Consider the following 17865-nt stretch of genomic DNA (forward strand, 5'->3'; position numbering starts at 1 on the left):
CTCTGTAACTGGATGGTTGAGTTGAATCATGAGCAGCTCAAGCGACCCAGAGAACCTGCCCCCGCGGCGAGCCCGGGAGGATGACAACCGTAGCGGAAGCTACCGTGCCGCAGATTCGGACAGCCAGAGCACCCGCTCCTATGAGCAGGTGCCGGCAGCAGATGCGGAACCGGCCTCCACACATACGGAGCGGTCCGCGACGTACGCCGAGCGGGATTACACTCCTGCAGCGACTGCCCCGGCACCCGATGTGGACCCGGGCCTCACGGACCAGCGAACCGCCGTCGCGCGGGAAAAGGAGCAGTTCGGCGGCATCAAGGTGGGCTCGGCCTTCTTTGGCTGGCTGACGGCCACCGGTATGGCAGTCCTGCTGACCGCCCTGGTGGCTGCGGCCGGGACCGCCGTGGGCCTTGCCAGCAACACGGACGTCAATGAAGCCGTGAACCAGGCTGCCCAGAACCAGGGCACGGTAGGCCTGGTGGGCATCATCATCCTGCTCGTGATCCTCTTCCTCTCCTACTACTGCGGCGGTTACGTCGCCGGGCGCATGGCGCGCTTCAACGGCGCCAAGCAGGGCCTGATGGTGTGGATCTGGGCGCTGATCGCCGCCATCGTCATCGCCATCCTAGGAATGGTGGCAGGCCAGCAGTTCAATGTGCTGGCCAACCTGAACAGCTTCCCCCGCATCCCCATCAACGAGGGGCAGCTGACCACCACCAGCATCATCGCCGCCGTCGTGGTTGCGGCTGTCGCCCTGGTGGGTGCGGTGCTTGGCGGGCTCGCGGGAATGAGGTTCCACCGCAAAGTGGACCGGGCCGGATTCACACCGGACAACGATTACAACGACGAGTAACCCGGTGGGCGAGCCATGGCTATTCCAGTCCTGTCCCGCTCGTCAGGCGAGGACCTCTCCGTCCAGGTAGTACCAGCGGCCGTTTTCCCTGGCAAACCTGCTCACCTCGTGCAGGACGCCGCGCCCGTTCCCGTCCCGGTAGTGGGCCTTAAACTCGACCGTTCCCTCGGTATCGAACGGACCGCCGCGGCTGGCGGACAGAATATCCAGGCGCCGCCACTCCACGGCCGGGTCCAGCGTAAGCTCGGCCGGAGCGGTTTCCGGATGCCAGGTGCGCAGCAGATAGCCGGCATCCAGCAGGAAGAATGCGCTGTAACGGGACCGCATGAGCTGCTCGGCAGTGGCGGCCTCCGCGGCACCCGAATGAAACCGCCCGCAGCACTGGCCGTATTGCTCTCCGGACAGGCACATGCAGCGTTCCTGTCCCCGATTTTCCGCCATATCCCGATGTTGTCATATCCGGTAACAGCTTCGATACAACCTCGGACCCGCCGCTGCCGGCGGCGACATGCCCCGGCAAAAATCCGTATGGTGGAGAAGGACTGGTGCCCTGGCGGAGAGGAGAGATGACGTGGACAATCCGGATACGCTCATCCTCAACCTGACCTTCCTGGGCACGGTGGGCGTCGCATTCCTGATGTTTTTTGTCCTCTTCCTGCTGGGGGTCATCACCCTGGTACTCGCCGGCGTCGGCCGCCTCGCCGCGTCCGTTCTGATGGGCCTGTTCGGCAGGCGCGTCCGGAAGGACTCCATCCCCCTCGTGCAGTTGTACGGGACCCGGCTCGCGGACCAAAGAGACGCAGACCCCAAGGACGCGGCCGACGGCGATGCTGCCGCAGCGTCCCCGTCCGGCCCGGCACGGGCAGGGCTGCTTTCACGGGCCTTCGGCAGGACTGCCGGCAGGAAGCCCCGCGACTGGCGCGCCGCGCTGAAGCCGGCACATCTGAAGTCGGCGCTGCGCACCGCCGTCGTCCATCATCCCGCCCTGACGGCCGCACGCCGCGAACCGCCGCTCCTGGCGGAGGACTGGGCGTCGGCCGTTGCGGAGGCGGATGCCCGGGCCATGGCCAGGGCGCGCGCAGCGGCGCCCGAGATCAAACTGTCGGTCCGCGACCTGCCGGATCCACAGGTGCCGGCCGAGAAGGTGGTGGAGGTGGCCCCGCTCGTGGAGTCGTCCCTGCATAACCACCGCCCCCTCCGGGAGGTGCCGCGTTCCTTCAAGAAACCCCAGCACCCCGAGCCGCCGGCACCGCTGGACACCGGATCGCTCGTGTCGCTCACCGGCCCGCAGGTGCTGAAGGGTTCGGCGCCCGCCCAGAAAAGGTCAGCCCCCGCGGGTACTCCCGAGAAGGGCAAACAGCCCTTACCCTGAGCAACCATCTGGGCTAGCGTGAAACCCATGGAATTCAGATACCTCGGAAACAGCGGTTTCAAAGTCTCGGAAATCACGTTCGGCAACTGGCTCACGCACGGCTCCCAGGTGGAAAACGACGTCGCCACCCAGTGCGTCCGGGCAGCCCTCGACGCAGGCATCAGCACCTTTGACACCGCTGACGTCTACGCCAACACCGCAGCGGAAACAGTCCTGGGCGAAGCGTTGAAGAGCGAGCGCCGCGAATCCCTGGAAATCTTCACCAAGGTCTACGGGCCCACGGGCCCTAAGGGCAAGAACGATCTTGGCCTGTCCCGCAAGCACATCATGGAGTCCATCAACGGCTCGCTGCGGCGGCTGCAGACCGACTACGTGGACCTCTACCAGGCCCACCGCTACGACTACGAGACGCCGCTCGAAGAAACCATGCAGGCGTTCGCGGACATCGTCCGGCAGGGCAAGGCGCTCTACATCGGTGTCAGCGAGTGGACTGCCAAGCAGCTCCGGGACGGCCACGCACTGTCCAAGGAGCTGGGCTTCCAGCTCATCTCCAACCAGCCCCAGTACTCGATGCTGTGGCGGGTCATCGAGGCTGAGGTGGTGCCGGCGTCGGAGGAGCTGGGTGTGTCCCAGATCGTCTGGTCGCCCATGGCCCAGGGCGTCCTCAGCGGCAAGTACCTTCCCGGCCAGCCCGCCCCGGAGGGCAGCCGGGCCACGGACGAGAAGGGCGGGGCCAGGATGATCGAGCGCTGGATGCGTGACGACGTCCTGTCCGGTGTGCAGGAACTCAAGCCCATCGCTGAGGAAGCCGGCCTCTCCATGCCGCAGTTGGCGGTGGCCTGGGTGCTGCAGAACCCCAACGTGGCCTCGGCCATTGTGGGTGCGTCACGACCGGAGCAGATCGCGGACAGCGTGGCGGCCGCCGGGGTGAAGCTGGAGCCCGAGGTCCTGAAGAAGATCGACGATGCCATCGGGTCGCTGGCCGAGCGTGACCCGGCGCAGACCAAGTCGCCGGCCAAGCGGGAGGCGTAAACCCGTGGCGTCCGCTTCGGATCTGCCCGGGCTCGCCGTTACCGGCTCCACTGGCGGGCTGGGCGGGATGGTGGCCCGGCAGCTTGCCGCGGCCGGTTCTGCCCAGCGCCTGCTGGTGCGGGACGCCGGCCGCGCGCCGCAACTGGAGAACGCAACACCCGTGGTGTGCTCATACTCGGATTCCGACGCAGCCCGCCGGGCCCTGGACGGCGCCAAGGTGCTGTTCATGGTGTCCGCTGCGGAGACTGAGGACCGGGTTCAGCAGCATGCCGCCTTCGTGGATGCAGCCGCCGCAGCAGGGGTGGAGCACGTCGTCTACACCTCGCTGTACGGGGCGGCGCCGGATGCCACTTTCACGCTGGCCCGCGACCACTACGCCACGGAGGAGCACATCCGGACGTCACGCATGAAGTACACGTTCCTGCGGGACAACTTCTACCTCGACTTCCTCCCGCGCCTGGCCGGGGAGGACGGCGTGATCCGAGGCCCTGCGGGCGAGGGCGCCTTTGCCGGCGTTGCCCGCGAAGATATTGCGCGCTGCGCCCTGGCCGTCCTGCGCGATCCCGCCATCCACCAGGGCAAGACGTACAACCTGACCGGTCCAGAGGAACTGACCCTGGCGCGGGCTGCCGAAGTTATCACGGAAGGGACCGGGCGGACCGTCAGCTTCCAGCCGGAAACGGTGGACGAGGCTTATGCATCACGGGCACCGTACGGCGTACCGCAGTGGCAACTGGACGCCTGGGTCAGCACCTACACGGCCATGGCTGCAGGCGAAATGGCCGGCGTCTCCCCGGATGTCCACGGGCTCACCGGCCAGGACCCCATCAGCCTGGCCGAGTTCCTGACCCGCCCGGTTCTGTAGCTGGCGCCACCGCCGGGGAAGCCTCAGGAAGGCGTTGACGGGCCGGCGGGGGCGGGCGTAAACCTGTGGCAAGGCATCATCGAGCCCCAGCAGCGTCCCGCCGAGCAGAATCGCAGCCGCCATGAAGCAGATCCACGACAACCTGCAGTCCGCGTCTCCAACTGAAAGTCAGGGGGAACCGGCCGCGCTTCCGGCCGGTCCCACCACCGGTCCCTTGACACCCGAGGAGTTGCAGCTTTCAGCGCGGAACCACTCCATGCCGCTGGAGGCGCTGCGGAGGGACGTCACTCCCCCGGGACTGCACTACGTCCTCACCCACTTCGACATTCCGGACCTCGATCCCGCCTCCTGGCACCTCCGGATCAGCGGAGCCGTGGAGCGGGCCCTGGAACTGAGCATGGCCGCGCTCCGCAAGGACCCCTCCATCACCGTGCCTGTCACCCTCGAATGCGCCGGCAACGGCCGATCCCTCCTCACGCCCCGGCCGATGAGCCAGCCCTGGGTTATGGAAGGAGTGGGCACCGCGCATTGGACGGGCGTTCCCCTCGCCTACCTCCTGGGAAAGGCGGGAGTGCTGGAGAACGCTGTGGAGGTGGTCTTCACCGGGGCCGATGCCGGGGTCCAGGGCGGCGTCCCCCACCATTACGCGCGGAGCCTGCCGATCCGCGAAGCGCTGCGTGCCGACGTCGTCCTTGCCTACAAAATGAACGGCACCGAACTGCCGCCCCAGCACGGCTATCCGCTGCGCCTGGTGGTTCCCGGCTGGTACGGCATGGCCAGTGTGAAGTGGTTGCAGTCCATCGAAGTGGTCACGGCCCCGTTTGCCGGCTACCAGCAGCGGGTTGCCTACCGTTTCCAGGACTCCGCGGACGACGCCGGCACACCGGTTTCGCGGATCAGGGTGCGGTCGCTGATGGTCCCGCCGGGCGTCCCGGACTTCTTCACGCGGAAGCGGATCCTGACACCGGGACCGGTGCTGCTGCAGGGCAGGGCCTGGTCCGGCGAGGGTGCGGTGACCGGCGTCGAAGTGGGCATCGACGGCACATGGCTGCCCGCACAGCTGGACAAGCCGGCCGGCGGATTCGCGTGGCGCAAGTGGACGCTGCCGTGGGTGGCGGATCCGGGCGTGCATGAGCTCTCCTGCAGGGCGACTGACGCCACCGGCGCCTCCCAGCCCCTGGAACAGAACTGGAACTACCAGGGGCTGGGCAACAACATGGTCCAGCGGGTCAGCGTGACGGTCTAATGAGCTTGCTGAATATCAAAAGGTGCCGGGCTATACTCGGTGCCAGCCATGACCAGCCTTCCTTCCTCCCCCGCCAGCGTCCGTATTGATGCGTGGCTGTGGGCGATCCGCGCCTACAAGACCCGCTCCGCCGCGACGGCGGCCTGCCGTGCGGGGCATGTCCGGCTGAACGGCAGCCCGTCCAAGGCGTCTGCCACCCTGGTGACCGGCGATACCGTGACCGTTCGGATGCCGGGCTACGAGCGGATCCTTGAAGTGCGCAGGCTGATCGCCAAGCGTGTTGGCGCGGAAGCGGCCTCACACTGTTTTACCGACCACACCCCGCCGCGGCCCATCGCGCCGGCGCTCGGCCTGCCGCAGCGGGACAGGGGTACCGGCCGGCCCACGAAGAAGGACCGCCGCGAGATGGAACGCCTCCGCGGGCCTGCATGATGGACCTGGTCCTCGCGTCCGTGCGTCGACCGGGTTCGGATACGGTTGCCGACATTCACCTTCGGGACGGGGTTGTAGCAGCTATCGGTCCCGCAGGCGTACCGCTGGGCCTGCCCCGCAATGTTCCAATGGTGGACTGCGGTGGACGGTACGTCATTCCCGGGCTTTGGGACGAGCACGTCCACTTCACGCAATGGGCCATGCACGCCAACAGGCTTGACCTCTCCAAGGCGACGTCGGCAGGCGAGGCTGCTGCCGCCGTCGGCCGCTGTCTTGTGGCAGAAAAGCCCGGCGGGGCGGCGGTCACAGTAGGGGTGGGATTCCGCGATGCCTTGTGGCCGGACGCCCCTACCCGGGACATGCTTGACGCCGCCACCGGCGAACGGCCTGCCGCCCTCATCAGCCATGACCTGCACTGCGTGTGGGTGAACACGGCTGCCGCCCGGCTGTATGCGCTCGAAGTGGACGCTTCCGGGCTGCTGCGCGAGGAACCCGCGTTTCTGCTGACGCGCGAGCTGGGCCGGATGCCCGATTCCGTGGTGGACGAGTGGGTCAGCAAGGCCGCGCATGCTGCGGCCGCAAGGGGCGTGGTGGGCGTGGTCGATTTTGAAATGACGTGGAACCGGGACCCGTGGCTGCGCCGAATTTCTGCCGGCTTCGATTCCTTGCGGGTTGAGGCCGGCGTCTATCCGGCGGATCTTGAGCGGGCCGTTTCAGCGGGCATGAAGACGGGCAAGGAGCTGGACGGCGGCAACGGGCTGCTCCATGCCGGCCCTCTCAAGGTGCTGATCGACGGCTCGCTCAACACGCGGACTGCCTTCTGCGTGGACCCTTACCCCTTCGGCGGCCACGGGTTGCTGACGGTTGGCGAGTCGGAATTGCAGGCTTTGCTGGAGCGGGCGCGGGACACCGGGTTCGTTCCTGCCGTCCATGCAATCGGCGATGCCGCCAACAGGGTGGCTCTCGACGCCTTTGAGCAGGCCGGAGTGGGCGGCCGGATCGAGCATGCCCAGTTCATCCGCCGGGAGGACTTCCCGCGGTTCGGAGCCCTGGGAGTGGTGGCAAGTGTCCAGCCCGTCCACGCATTGGATGACCGGGACGCCGCGGAGTCCAACTGGCCGGGCCTGACTGACCGGGCGTTTCCGCTGGGTTCGCTGCTGCGCGCCGGCGCTTCGCTGGTTCTTGGCTCCGACGCTCCGGTGGCTCCGCTTGATCCGTGGGCCGCCATGTCCGCCGCCACCACACGCTCGGCCTTCGACGGCCGGGAACCCTGGCAGCCGCAGGAGGCCGTGACGCGGAAGCAGGCGCTCCTTGCCTCCACACGAGGGCGCGGCGTGGTCAGGATGGGCGACCCGGCTGACCTGGTGCTGCTCGACGCCGACCCGCTGTCGGTTGCGGACCCTGGCCTCGCGTCGATGCCTGTGGCCGCCACACTGCTTGGCGGGCGTTTTACGTACGACGGCGGCTTGGCTGGGTTCTGAGTCAACGCGCACCCTTCGTGGTTGTCGGGTTCGTCCGCGCGTCAGCTTCCGGCTTGGGTCCGCGCCTGGACCAGGTTGGCGAACGGGAGTTTCCCAAATTCCCCGACAAAGGCTGCGTGGTAAGCGGCTTCTGCGGTACTGAGTTGCCCTGCGGGCAGTTCCTTCCAGGCAATCAGCAGGCTGTCAGCGCCCGCAAGCTGCCAGATCAGGCGGCCGTCCCAGTGCCCCGGCGGCTTTCCCTGGCCGAAGTCCACGTACTCCTGGATTTGGCGACGGAGGCCGCGGTTGCCTTTGCTGCCCGGGCCCGCCTTGCCGATGTAGAGGACGGCTGCGTCATCTACCCATTCCGCGGTGATCATTGACTCCGGCAGGGTGGGGTCCTTTTTCTTGAAAACGCCGGCAGTGCTCTTCTTGAGGTAGCGCGGCTGGAAGTTTTCCGGGCGTAGGACGGCGAACAGTCCGGTGGTTTGCGGGATCCTCATGATCTCAAGGTCCTGGATGGGCCGGAACCCTGCGAAGCCCTCGGCTTTCAGGCCCTTCCTGGTGAATTGCATAGTCCCATTGAACAGGATCCCTTCTGGGTATCCGGACCACGCTATCCACATAGAAACTTTGGCTGCCGGCGATTGTCAGTGCCTGCTGGAAGACTTGGTTTATGGAAGCGGTTGGGGCTTTGGCAGGGGTAATCGGGGCTGGCATTCTCGGTGTGCCGGCTGCTTCTGCTGTGCCGTCGGTCGCTGAAGTCCGAAACGCCCTGGCGGCTGTGCCGTCGGTTACCGCTGTTCGGGAGGCCCTGGATGCGGTGCGGGTTTGTGCTGATGGTGCGGGCATGATTGATCAGCTGCGGGAGCTGGAGGATTTGAAGTCTGCTGCGGCGGCGAAGCAGGCTGATATCGCTGTTGCTTTTGACCTGCAGCAGCGGCGGGAGCAGGCCGCGGCCGGGGTCCCTGCCGATGAGCAAGGTGCCGGGGTTGGCGCCCAGGTGGCGTTGGCGCGGCGGGAGTCACCGTCCCGCGGAGGGAGGCTGCTGGGCCTGGCCAAAGCTCTGAGGGAGATGCCCCGCACTTTCACTGCGTTCCGGTCCGGGCAGCTGAATGAGTGGCGGACCACGCTGCTGGTGAAGGAAACCGTGTGCTTGTCAGTGGACGACCGGTGCGCGGTGGACGAGGAGCTCGCCGCGGACACCGGCGCCCTTGATGGGTTCGGGGACCGGGCCATCGTTTCCGCGGTCCGGGCGGCGGCGTACCGGCGCGATCCACGCTCAGTTGCGCGCCGGGCATCGCACGCGGTGACCGAGCGGACCGTGTCGTTGCGTCCGGCGCCGGACACCATGACTTACCTGACCGCCCTGCTGCCCGTTGCTGAGGGTGTGGCCGCGTACGCGTCCCTGACCCGGGACGCTGATGCCGCCCGATCTGCAGGGGATGAGCGGTCCAGGGGCCAGATCATGGCCGATTCCCTGGTCGAACGCGTCACCGGTACCCCGGGCGGGATCACCGGGATCGACCTCCAGCTCGTGATGACCGACCGAACCCTTTTCCAAGGTGACAGCGAACCCGCCCGGCTCACCGGCTACGGCACCGTCCCCGCACAATGGGCACGCGAAACCATCCTGAACAGGACAACCAGCCCCGGCTTTGATGCTGATGCCGGCTCTGGCCTTGCTTCTGGCTCCGATGCCGTTGCTGGTTCTGTCGCCGGCGGGGACTCTGGCGCTGACACTGCTGTTGGTGCTGAGGCTGCCGCCGGTTCTGGTTCGGGTTCTCCTGACCAGCATGAATTGTCCGTTTGGCTCCGCAGGCTCTACACAGCGCCCGGCACCGGCGAGCTGGTCGCGATGGACTCAAAAGCCAGGTTCTTCCCGCCCGGGCTCCGCCGCTTCCTCCAGATCCGGGACGACACCTGCCGGACCCCGTACTGCGACGCGCCCATCCGGCATGATGACCACATCATCCCCTGGCACAACGATGGCCCAACCAGCGGCACCAACGGTCAGGGGCTTTGCGAAGCCTGCAACCACACCAAGGAAAACCCCGGCTGGACCGCCACACCCATCGCCGGGGGTCGCCACACAGTCGAAACCCGAACCCCTACAGGCCACACTTACCACTCCACCGCGCCCCCACTGCCAGGGACTTCACGGGATGTGGCCCCTCTGCCCGAGGCTCCTCAACATCAGCCGCCGCTGCCCCCAGCGCCGCGAGACAGAAAAGCGGTGCCCGGCACCCAAGGGAGGACTGGAACTGAACCGGCCATCCGCCGTCGTACCGGCCACGACCCACTCCGGGAACCGGTTCGGCGCCAGGAAGCGATGAAGCACGCTGTCCACGTGCTGGGCAGGGCAGGGCCAGCAGGTTCGAAGGGGCAGTAGCTTGGGCAACCAGCAACCGCCACTCGGCTCCCACTTGTGCCGCGACAGAGGTCGCCGCTGAATTTCCCCTGCCCACCCTCATCCGGGGAAGCGTAGAGTGGCCTAAGACGCCTGATTCTGGACGCCTTGCTGCTGAGGGAGAAATCGTGACGATTGATTGGGACGAAAAAAAGGCCCTGCTACAGGAACCGAACATCGCGAAGGTAACCCAGCTTTGCGACGAACTGATGGAAAAGAAGCCGGGTTCCACCGTCCCCTATATTGACCCGGTGCACGACGAGGACGAATGCCGGATAGTCAGCCTGCAGGTCAGCCCGGGAAAGGGCACCGAGTCCGGATTTGTCTCCCACTACAACGACGATGAAGCCGCCCGCCGTGCAACCCAAATCTACGAACTCGCCGAGCTCGATCCCCGCTACGTGATGCCATGGAACGCCTACCCGTGGGTCCGCGACCCCGGCAGCCCATCAGCGCTTAGTGTGCAGGAAAAGACCGACGGCCTCCGCCCCTTCCGGCAGTTCCTCAAAATCAACTCACGCGTTTCGGCGATCATCGCCCACGGCACCGACGCCTCCACCTTCCTCACCCTCTTCGAAAAGACGTACCACTCGTCACTGAAGAACAGCGGCATCAAGATCTACAAGGCCACCGCGCTCGGCGGGCGGGCATTTGCCGTCTCCGAGGCCAAGCAGGAGGAACTCCTGGCCAAAAACGTGGAAACGTACAAGGACGCCATGCAGCGGGCAGGCATCCAACACCTCTAAAGCGCCCGTCATGCAGATGGTGCTGGACTGGCTGCTCGACTCCGACCCTGCCATCCGATGGCAGGTTCTTCGCGACCTTACCGATGCTTCGGAACATGAAGTCCTGGCCGAGCGGAAACGCGTCGCGACCCAGGGCTGGGGCGCCCAGCTGCTCACCCTGCAGGGAGCGGACGGCCAATGGGCGGGCGGCACCTACTGGCCGGTCCAGGACGACAACCCAGACGGCCAGCCCTGGACCGCCACGACCTACAGCCTCCTGCTCCTGCGCGACTTTGGCCTGCTTCCTGACAGCCCGGAGGCCCGCCATGCCATCGCGCTGGTGCGGGCGAACAGCCGTTGGGAGGAAGGCAACCAGCCCTTTTTCGAGGGCGAGGTAGAACCCTGCATCAACGGCATGACGGTGGCGCTGGGGGCATACTTCGGGGAGAACGTGGAGGCCGTCGTTGCCCGCCTCACAAGCGATCAGCTGGCCGACGGCGGCTGGAACTGCGAGGCCGAACGCGGCTCCACGCGTTCCTCGTTCCACAGCACGATCTGCGTGCTGGAAGGGCTGTTGGAGTTCGAGCTCGCCACCGGTGGGACGCCGGAGTCCAGCGCCGCCCGGAGAACCGCCGAGGAGTACCTGCTGGAGCGCCGGCTGCTGAGGCGGAAATCCAGCGGTGAACTCATCAGCAGGGACTGGCTGCTCTTTTCCTATCCCACGCGCTGGTTCTACGACGTCCTCCGCGGCCTGGACTACTTCCGGGCAGCTGGAGCCAGGCCGGACCAACGCCTCGCCGAAGCGGTGGAAGCAGTCCGCTCCAAGCAGCAGCCTGACGGCACATGGCTTCTGGCGAACACCCACCCCGGCAAGGTCCACTTCACTCTGGAAGAGGGAGACGGACTGCCCAGCCGCTGGAACACGCTGCGCGCACTCCGGGTCCTGCGCTGGTATGAGGGGTCCCGACAAGAGGACGAGTGAAGCGACCCCTACCCTTCCAGCAGGCGACGGCGGTGCTTGAGCTCCTTGACCCACGCCCTGGTGACCATATCGGGGAAGGGTGAGGCGCCGTCGTCGTTGTCCTTCTGGGTGTTGACGGCGGCGAAGGCGGTCCCTGCTTCCAGGTCGGCCACCAGCGGTCCCGACGCTTTCAGTGCTAGCTCAAGCACCTGGACGGCAGCGCGCTCGGGAAGTCCAAGCTCCGCGGCCCATCCCAGGAAATGGCGGCGCGAGATGCCCGTCCGTTTGCCGTTGATGGTCAGAGCCAGGGTTTTGTCGCCGTAAACAACGGTGGAGGGGATGTCGTACACCGGTGCGATGGCCCATTCCCCGGAAGGATGCTGGACCATGGACACGTTCTTGGCGTGGAGATCCCCGTTGCCGGTCAGCCAGGCAAACGCTGCCTGGATGGCAAGGTTCCGAAGCGCCGGGAGGGGCGCGGAGCAATGGTCCGCCAGCGCGTGGCAGACCTGCCCGTAGCCAACGTTGTACTTGTCCGCCGGATACAGCTTCAGCACCTGCGCGCCGTCCTCCACAGCGAGGCGCAACACGTCGTCCGGTCGTCCATTGGGCACGGGCACCCGGTCGAATCGTTCCACCAGCAGCCCAGGCCTGCCGGCAACATCCCTGATCAGCTGGACCCGGCTCAGCGGGATCCGGAGCTTGGCGGCGTAGCGGAACATCACCAGTTCGTTCTCCACCACGTGCGGGAACTCGGGAGCGTTGAGCTTCAGGATGAACCGCTTCCCGGCGCTTGCCACGGGCAGGGAAATCATCCCGGCAGACAGCTTGTCCTGGACGCCGGCCAGCGCAACGGGGTCAATCAGATCCGGGTCACCGAGCAGTTGGTCGAAGTCCACGGGAAGCTTCGGATCCAGCTGGACCGCATGCTCATCGGGGTCCAGCGGCTCCCCGTGACCCACGATCTGGACGTCGCCCACAGGGTTTCCACCCGCCGCGATGAGGAGGGACAGGTCGTCGTCGGCACTGGTTTTGATGGACCGCCGCAGGGCATTGAGCCGGCGGCCCTCCGGGAGGAGGCCGGTGAAATAAGGTGGAGCGGCGCCCGCAGCAGACAGGACCGGCTCGCTGGTGGGCGGCAGGGATGTTGCGACGGCGGGTCCCCCCGATGCGAGATACGCAGGGAGGTAGCTGAAGCGGGTTCCGCCGTCGTGCCTTTCCAGCCGGGCCGCCAGCACACCGGCCTTGTAGATGTCAGCGATGCGGTGCCTCATGGCACGGCCGCTTCCCGGGCTCCGAGAGCGGGATCGGCACCGCGGGCCTGGCTGGTTTTCGTTGCGACCTGAAGCTCAAGCCCGAGCGTGGTGAGGACCGCAAGAAGCGAATCCAGCTGGACGCTCGGCTTACCCTGCTCCACAAACCGGACAAACCGCTCGGAAACGCCGGCCATGTCGGCCAGGTCCCGCTGTGTGAGGCCGAGCGAGCTTCGCCGCGACCTTACTTCCGCGGCCAGGATCCGGGGAAGCTCCTGAATCATGACCCTCCGATAGGTACGATCGTGCCGATCTTTCTACTTAACTGAGAGGATACGCCCGGGCATCCTGGAAGAAAAGGGGAAAACGGCACGAACGTACCTTTCCGCTGCGGCAGAATACCCTCACGCGGAGCCCCGCATTGACACCTCGTGTGACCGGTGCCATATTTAAAGCGTGAACCTGTCAGACAGCCGGACAGCAGGACAGCCTGCAGCCGGAGCAGCCGCCCGCGGAATGGCCGCCAGCCACGCCGCGGCGCGCCCCTTGGCGCGGTTGAGTGCTGCCGAGGCAGTATTCAACGCCCTCCGCGAGGATATTGAGTCCGGGCTGGTAGCCGTGGGCAGCAAGCTCAGCTCAGAGGCCACGCTTTCGCAGCAGTACGGGGTCAGCCGCTCGGTGATCCGGGAAGCCCTGAGGTCCTGCACCGCGTTGGGCCTCACGGTCACCAAGACGGGCAAAGGCACCTTCGTTGTGGCCAACAAGGTGGCCAATGACCTCACCCTCGGCCAGTACTCAGCCCGGGACCTCACGGAGGCCAGACCGCACATCGAAGTTCCGGCAGCGGGACTGGCGGCCGAGCGCCGTACCGACGAGGAACTGGAAACCCTCCGCCACATCGTGGCCGCCATGGCCACCGAAACAGATCCGGAATCCTGGGTTGCCCTGGACTCCAGCTTCCACGCTGCCATTGCACGCGCCAGCGGCAACAAGGTGTTCGCCAGCGTAGTGGCCGATATCCGTGACGCCCTGGCACACCAGTCGGAAACCCTGAACATGGTGGCAGACCGGCAGCACGCCTCCGACGTCGAACACCAGCAGATCCTTGCCGCCATCGAGGCCGGCTCCGCGGAAGACGCCCGCGCCGCCATGGCCCACCACCTGCACGCCGTAGGCGTTGCCCTCGACTCCATCCTGAACAAGTAACTCCAGCAACCTTCAAGGAATTCATGCTCTCCCCTGCGCTTTCTGCTGCCCACACTGCTGCCGCCCTGCCGCAGCACCAGCCCCTGGTCGCCGCCATACGTGACGGCCTCGTGGAAAGCGTGCACTACGGCTCGGCCATCGCCCTCGCCGCCGACGGCTCTATCCAGGCAACAGCAGGCGATCCGTTGGCTGCGTTCTACCCCCGGTCCTCCCTGAAGCCGCTCCAGGCCGTCGCCATGATCCGGGCGGGACTCGAACTCCCCGCGGACCTCCTGGCGCTCGCCGCGGCAAGCCACTCCGGCGCAGCCGAACACCGGGACGGCGCGCTGCGCATCCTCGAACTGCACGGCCTGGCCATCACCGACCTCGAGAACAGCACGGACCTGCCCTACGGCGTGGCCGAGCGCGAGGAATGGCTCCGCACCGGCGGCCACGCCACCCAGCTCACCCAGAATTGCTCCGGCAAGCACGCCGCCATGGCCGCCACCTGCGTGATCAACGGCTGGCCGGTCCGCGGTTACCTTGACCCCGCCCACCCGCTGCAGCAACTCGTTGCCCGTACCGTCACCGACCTGGCCGGCGAGCAGCCCCTTGCCATCAGCACGGACGGCTGCGGCACCCCACTGTTCGCACTGACCCTCCGCGGCATGGCCCGCGCCTTCGGCCGCCTCGCCCGGGCGGCCGGTCCCCTTGGGAACGCGTCCGACGACGGCGCCTCGCCTGATGCACCTAGCGCGGAAGCCGCCGTCGGACTCGCCATGCAGCAGCACCCGCAGATGGTGGCCGGCGAAGGGCGCGACGTCACCGGGCTCATGCGGCTGCTCCCGGGCGCTGTCGCAAAGGACGGCTTCGAAGGCGTCCAGCTGGTGGGCCTGCCCGACGGCAGCGCAGTGGCCGTCAAGATTTCCGACGGCGGCGACCGCGCCCGGATGCCCGCCACCGTCAAACTGCTGGAAGCCGTCGGTGTGGACACCGCGCCGCTCGCCGCCATTGCAACGGCGCCCGTGCTGGGCGGCGGCCACCAGGTCGGCCAGCTTCAAGCCACTGATTTCCTGTCCAAACCCGTCAACGAAGCCCCGTAAGGACCCATGACTATCATCGAAACCGCCGCGGACATCCGCTCCGAGCATGACCTGCTCGGCGACCGCGACGTCCCCGCCGCCGCCTACTGGGGCGTGCACACCCTCCGCGCTGTGGAGAACTTCCCCATCACCGGCCAGAAGCTCTCCTCCAACATGCACCTGGTCCGCGGCCTCGCGGCGGTGAAACTCGCCGCCGCCCGCACCAACCGGGAGCTTGGACTGCTGGACGCCGAACGTTCCGCGGCCATCGAACAGGCATGCCAGGACATCCTGGACGGCCGCCTCGCCGACCAGTTCGTCGTCGACGTCATCCAGGGCGGTGCCGGGACGTCGTCGAACATGAACGCCAACGAGGTCATTGCCAACCGTGCGCTGGAAATCCTTGGCCACCCCAAGGGCGACTACGCCAAGCTGCACCCCAACGACCACGTCAACCTCAGCCAGTCAACCAACGACGTCTACCCCACCGCCGTGAAGCTCGGAACGATCTTCGCCGCACGGGAACTGCTGGACGCCCTGGCCGAACTCGAGGAAGCCTGCGCCTCCAAGGCCCTCGAGTTCCGCACCGTGGTGAAGATGGGACGCACCCAGTTGCAGGACGCCGTGCCCATGACCCTGGGACAGGAATTTGGCACCTACGCCATCACCATCGGCGAAGACCGGCTCCGCCTGGCCGAAGCCGAACTGCTGATCCACGAGATCAACCTCGGGGCCACCGCCATCGGAACCGGACTGAACGCCCCCGCCGGCTACGCCGCGGCAGCCTGCAGGCACCTTGCTGAGATCACCGGCCTGCCCCTGGTCACCGCGCCGGACCTGATCGAGGCAACCCAGGACGTAGGGGCGTTTGTGCACCTGTCCGGCGTGCTTAAGCGTGTTGCCGTCAAGCTCTCCAAGATCTGCAACGACCTCCGCCTGCTTTCCTCCGGCCCCCGCGCCGGCTTCGGCGAAATCAACCTGCCGGCAGTGCAGTCCGGCTCCTCCATCATGCCCGGCAAGATCAATCCGGTGATCCCGGAAGTGGTCTCCCAGGTGGCCTACGAAGTCATCGGCAACGACGTCACCATCACCATGGCGGCCGAAGCCGGGCAGCTCCAGCTCAACGCCTTTGAACCGGTGATTGTCCACAGCCTCCACAAGAGCATCTCCCACCTGGAAGCAGCCTGCCGCACCCTCACGGCCCGCTGCATCCGGGGCATCACCGCAAACACCGAACACCTCCGCCTCACAGTGGAACAGTCCATCGGCCTGGTCACCGCCCTGAATCCCCACCTGGGCTACGCCACCGCAACCGCCATCGCCCAGGAAGCACTTGCCACCGGCAAGGGCGTGGCCGAGCTCGTCCTCGAACACGGGCTCCTCACCAACACCCAGCTCCAGGAACTCCTTAGCCCCGAACGCCTTGCCAACCTCAGCAAATAGGACATCCCCCATGACAAATCCCCCCATCACGGACCACACAGTCCCGCCGCAGGCCCATGCTTCTGAGTCGGCGTTGCATGCCGAGGACAAGGGTTACCACAAGAACCTCAAACCCCGGCAGATCCAGATGATCGCGATCGGCGGTGCGATCGGTACCGGCCTGTTCCTGGGCGCCGGCGGGCGGCTGAACGCCGCGGGCCCGTCGCTGGTCATCGCGTACGCGGTCTGCGGGTTCTTCGCGTTCCTGATCCTCCGGGCCCTGGGCGAACTGGTCCTGCACCGGCCCTCCTCGGGCTCGTTCGTCTCCTACGCCCGGGAGTTCTTCGGCGAAAAAGCCGCGTTCGTCTCCGGCTGGTTCTACTGGATCAACTGGGCCACCACCACCATCGTGGACATCACCGCCGCGGCCCTGTACATGAACTTCTTCGGCAACTACATCCCCTGGATGGCAGCGGTCCCGCAATGGGCCTGGGCCCTGATCGCCCTGGTCGTGGTCCTGGCCCTGAACCTGGTCTCGGTCAAGGTCTTTGGCGAAATGGAATTCTGGTTCGCCCTGATCAAGGTCGCCGCCCTGGTCATCTTCCTCATCGTGGGCACCTACTTCGTCATCTTCGGTACCCCCGTGGACGGCCAACAGGTCGGCTTCAGCCTCATCTCCGATAACGGCGGGATCTTCCCCAACGGCCTGCTGCCCATGATCATCCTCATGCAGGGCGTCCTGTTCGCCTACGCCTCCATCGAACTGGTCGGCACCGCCGCCGGCGAAACCGAAAACCCCGAAAAAATCATGCCCAAGGCCATCAACTCCGTGGTCTTCCGCATCGCCGTGTTCTACGTCGGCTCCGTCATCCTCCTGGCCCTGCTGCTCCCGTACACCTCCTACGAAAAAGGCGTCAGCCCCTTCGTGACCTTCTTCGGCTCCATCGGCATCCAGGGCGTGGACGTCATCATGAACCTCGTGGTTCTCACCGCCGCCCTGTCCTCCCTGAACGCCGGGCTCTACTCCACCGGCCGGATCCTGCGCTCCATGTCCGTCAACGGCTCCGCCCCCAAGTTCGCGTCCCGGATGAACAAAGCAGGCGTCCCCTACGGCGGCATCGCCATCACCGCAGGCGTCTCCCTCCTGGGCGTCCCGCTGAACTACCTCGTTCCCGCCGATGCCTTCGAAATCGTCCTCAACGTCGCCTCCGTGGGCATCATCATGACCTGGGCCACCATCGTCCTGTGCCAGATCCAACTCCACCGCTGGTCAAACAAGGGCTGGCTCAAACGCCCCTCCTTCCGCATGTTCGGCGCCCCCTACACCGGCTACCTCTCCCTGCTCTTCCTGGTAGGCGTGCTGGTCATGGTCTTCATCGAATCGCCCCTGACCATGCTCGTCACCGCCATCGCCTCGATCCTGATGGTCTTCGGCTGGTACGCCTGCCGCAAACGCATCCGCGACATCGCCGAAACCCGCGAAGGCTTCACCGGCATCTCCCCGGTGGTCGCCAACCCGCCGGCGGAGACGTTCAAGAAGTAGTGCTCGCCGGCTAACACGCCGCAA

18 protein-coding genes are annotated in these 17865 nt (G+C 66.4%); 14 read left to right on the forward strand and 4 right to left on the reverse strand.

Going from position 1 to position 17865, the window contains the following annotated elements; all coding sequences use genetic code 11:
* The first annotated feature begins 28 nt into the window (after positions 1–28).
* Positions 29–853 (forward strand): hypothetical protein, encoded by an 825-nt coding sequence (locus ACZ9BC_RS00110; RefSeq protein WP_476244194.1) that lies wholly within the window; start codon positions 29–31, stop codon positions 851–853.
* 42 nt (positions 854–895) lie between these two features.
* Here ACZ9BC_RS00110 and ACZ9BC_RS00115 read toward each other — a convergent pair whose 3' ends face one another.
* Positions 896–1264 (reverse strand): YchJ family protein, encoded by a 369-nt coding sequence (locus tag ACZ9BC_RS00115; RefSeq protein WP_476244195.1) that lies wholly within the window; start codon positions 1262–1264, stop codon positions 896–898.
* A gap of 160 nt (positions 1265–1424) precedes the next feature.
* Between ACZ9BC_RS00115 and ACZ9BC_RS00120 the strand changes: the two genes are divergently transcribed.
* From ACZ9BC_RS00120 to ACZ9BC_RS00145, 6 genes are all read left to right on the forward strand, one after another.
* Complete coding sequence (locus tag ACZ9BC_RS00120) at positions 1425–2225, forward strand: hypothetical protein (RefSeq protein ID WP_476244196.1); 801 nt, start codon at positions 1425–1427, stop codon at positions 2223–2225.
* 27 nt (positions 2226–2252) lie between these two features.
* On the forward strand, positions 2253–3257 hold the full coding sequence (locus tag ACZ9BC_RS00125; protein WP_476244197.1) for an aldo/keto reductase family protein: 1005 nt from the start codon (positions 2253–2255) through the stop codon (positions 3255–3257).
* A 4-nt stretch (positions 3258–3261) separates the two neighbouring features.
* Entirely contained in the window at positions 3262–4122 is an 861-nt protein-coding gene (locus tag ACZ9BC_RS00130) for an SDR family oxidoreductase (RefSeq protein WP_476244198.1), read from the forward strand.
* Between the two features lie 121 nt (positions 4123–4243).
* Positions 4244–5368, forward strand: coding sequence for a sulfite oxidase (locus ACZ9BC_RS00135; RefSeq protein WP_476244199.1), 1125 nt, complete (start codon positions 4244–4246; stop codon positions 5366–5368).
* A gap of 48 nt (positions 5369–5416) precedes the next feature.
* Positions 5417–5800 (forward strand): RNA-binding S4 domain-containing protein, encoded by a 384-nt coding sequence (locus ACZ9BC_RS00140; protein ID WP_079599096.1) that lies wholly within the window; start codon positions 5417–5419, stop codon positions 5798–5800.
* Entirely contained in the window at positions 5797–7281 is a 1485-nt protein-coding gene (locus tag ACZ9BC_RS00145; RefSeq protein ID WP_476244200.1) for an amidohydrolase, read from the forward strand. Before ACZ9BC_RS00140 ends, ACZ9BC_RS00145 begins: the two co-directional genes overlap by 4 nt.
* Before the next feature lie 41 nt (positions 7282–7322).
* On the opposite strand, the gene ACZ9BC_RS00150 is transcribed toward ACZ9BC_RS00145, so the two are convergent.
* On the reverse strand, positions 7323–7835 hold the full coding sequence (locus ACZ9BC_RS00150) for a hypothetical protein (RefSeq protein ID WP_476244201.1): 513 nt from the start codon (positions 7833–7835) through the stop codon (positions 7323–7325).
* A 275-nt stretch (positions 7836–8110) separates the two neighbouring features.
* Here ACZ9BC_RS00150 and ACZ9BC_RS00155 point away from each other — a divergent pair, with 275 nt between their 5' ends.
* The 3 genes from ACZ9BC_RS00155 (at position 8111) to ACZ9BC_RS00165 (ending at position 11377) form a co-directional block, all read left to right on the forward strand.
* The gene (locus tag ACZ9BC_RS00155; protein ID WP_476244202.1) at positions 8111–9652 is read left to right on the forward strand and encodes an HNH endonuclease; all 1542 of its coding nucleotides are present in this window, start codon (positions 8111–8113) and stop codon (positions 9650–9652) included.
* A 146-nt stretch (positions 9653–9798) separates the two neighbouring features.
* Complete coding sequence (locus ACZ9BC_RS00160; RefSeq protein WP_476244203.1) at positions 9799–10416, forward strand: uracil-DNA glycosylase family protein; 618 nt, start codon at positions 9799–9801, stop codon at positions 10414–10416.
* A gap of 10 nt (positions 10417–10426) precedes the next feature.
* On the forward strand, positions 10427–11377 hold the full coding sequence (locus ACZ9BC_RS00165; RefSeq protein WP_476244204.1) for a hypothetical protein: 951 nt from the start codon (positions 10427–10429) through the stop codon (positions 11375–11377).
* A gap of 8 nt (positions 11378–11385) precedes the next feature.
* Here ACZ9BC_RS00165 and ACZ9BC_RS00170 read toward each other — a convergent pair whose 3' ends face one another.
* Together ACZ9BC_RS00170 and ACZ9BC_RS00175 are read right to left on the reverse strand one after the other, a co-directional pair.
* The gene (locus tag ACZ9BC_RS00170; RefSeq protein WP_476244205.1) at positions 11386–12630 is read right to left on the reverse strand and encodes a type II toxin-antitoxin system HipA family toxin; all 1245 of its coding nucleotides are present in this window, start codon (positions 12628–12630) and stop codon (positions 11386–11388) included.
* Positions 12627–12893 carry a helix-turn-helix transcriptional regulator gene (locus tag ACZ9BC_RS00175; protein WP_476244206.1) on the reverse strand — a complete coding sequence of 89 codons (267 nt, stop codon included), beginning with the start codon at positions 12891–12893 and terminating at the stop codon, positions 12627–12629. Before ACZ9BC_RS00175 ends, ACZ9BC_RS00170 begins: the two co-directional genes overlap by 4 nt.
* Positions 12894–13065: 172 nt before the next feature.
* Between ACZ9BC_RS00175 and ACZ9BC_RS00180 the strand changes: the two genes are divergently transcribed.
* Genes ACZ9BC_RS00180 through ACZ9BC_RS00195 form a run of 4 tightly spaced genes read left to right on the forward strand, consistent with a single transcriptional unit; the run spans position 13066 to position 17841 of the window.
* Complete coding sequence (locus ACZ9BC_RS00180; protein WP_476244207.1) at positions 13066–13815, forward strand: FadR/GntR family transcriptional regulator; 750 nt, start codon at positions 13066–13068, stop codon at positions 13813–13815.
* A 23-nt stretch (positions 13816–13838) separates the two neighbouring features.
* The gene (locus tag ACZ9BC_RS00185) at positions 13839–14897 is read left to right on the forward strand and encodes an asparaginase (RefSeq protein ID WP_476244208.1); all 1059 of its coding nucleotides are present in this window, start codon (positions 13839–13841) and stop codon (positions 14895–14897) included.
* A 6-nt stretch (positions 14898–14903) separates the two neighbouring features.
* On the forward strand, positions 14904–16319 hold the full coding sequence (locus ACZ9BC_RS00190) for an aspartate ammonia-lyase (protein WP_476244209.1): 1416 nt from the start codon (positions 14904–14906) through the stop codon (positions 16317–16319).
* A 10-nt stretch (positions 16320–16329) separates the two neighbouring features.
* Positions 16330–17841, forward strand: coding sequence for an amino acid permease (locus ACZ9BC_RS00195; RefSeq protein WP_476244210.1), 1512 nt, complete (start codon positions 16330–16332; stop codon positions 17839–17841).
* Positions 17842–17865: the final 24 nt, after the last annotated feature.

The organism is Pseudarthrobacter sp. TE3704 (genome assembly GCF_056279405.1).

Bases quoted from the DNA above. Each gene is read 5' to 3' on its own strand.
- ACZ9BC_RS00145 (WP_476244200.1), top strand. From the start codon at position 5,797: ATGATGGACCTGGTCCTCGCGTCCGTGCGTCGACCGGGTTCGGATACG.
- ACZ9BC_RS00115 (WP_476244195.1), bottom strand. From the start codon at position 1,264: ATGTGCCTGTCCGGAGAGCAATACGGCCAGTGCTGCGGGCGGTTTCAT.
- ACZ9BC_RS00185 (WP_476244208.1), top strand. From the start codon at position 13,839: ATGCTCTCCCCTGCGCTTTCTGCTGCCCACACTGCTGCCGCCCTGCCG.
- ACZ9BC_RS00110 (WP_476244194.1), top strand. From the start codon at position 29: ATGAGCAGCTCAAGCGACCCAGAGAACCTGCCCCCGCGGCGAGCCCGG.
- ACZ9BC_RS00125 (WP_476244197.1), top strand. From the start codon at position 2,253: ATGGAATTCAGATACCTCGGAAACAGCGGTTTCAAAGTCTCGGAAATC.
- ACZ9BC_RS00195 (WP_476244210.1), top strand. From the start codon at position 16,330: ATGACAAATCCCCCCATCACGGACCACACAGTCCCGCCGCAGGCCCAT.
- ACZ9BC_RS00190 (WP_476244209.1), top strand. From the start codon at position 14,904: ATGACTATCATCGAAACCGCCGCGGACATCCGCTCCGAGCATGACCTG.
- ACZ9BC_RS00165 (WP_476244204.1), top strand. From the start codon at position 10,427: ATGCAGATGGTGCTGGACTGGCTGCTCGACTCCGACCCTGCCATCCGA.
- ACZ9BC_RS00175 (WP_476244206.1), bottom strand. From the start codon at position 12,893: ATGATTCAGGAGCTTCCCCGGATCCTGGCCGCGGAAGTAAGGTCGCGG.
- ACZ9BC_RS00140 (WP_079599096.1), top strand. From the start codon at position 5,417: ATGACCAGCCTTCCTTCCTCCCCCGCCAGCGTCCGTATTGATGCGTGG.
- ACZ9BC_RS00150 (WP_476244201.1), bottom strand. From the start codon at position 7,835: ATGCAATTCACCAGGAAGGGCCTGAAAGCCGAGGGCTTCGCAGGGTTC.
- ACZ9BC_RS00135 (WP_476244199.1), top strand. From the start codon at position 4,244: ATGAAGCAGATCCACGACAACCTGCAGTCCGCGTCTCCAACTGAAAGT.
- ACZ9BC_RS00155 (WP_476244202.1), top strand. From the start codon at position 8,111: ATGATTGATCAGCTGCGGGAGCTGGAGGATTTGAAGTCTGCTGCGGCG.
- ACZ9BC_RS00170 (WP_476244205.1), bottom strand. From the start codon at position 12,630: ATGAGGCACCGCATCGCTGACATCTACAAGGCCGGTGTGCTGGCGGCC.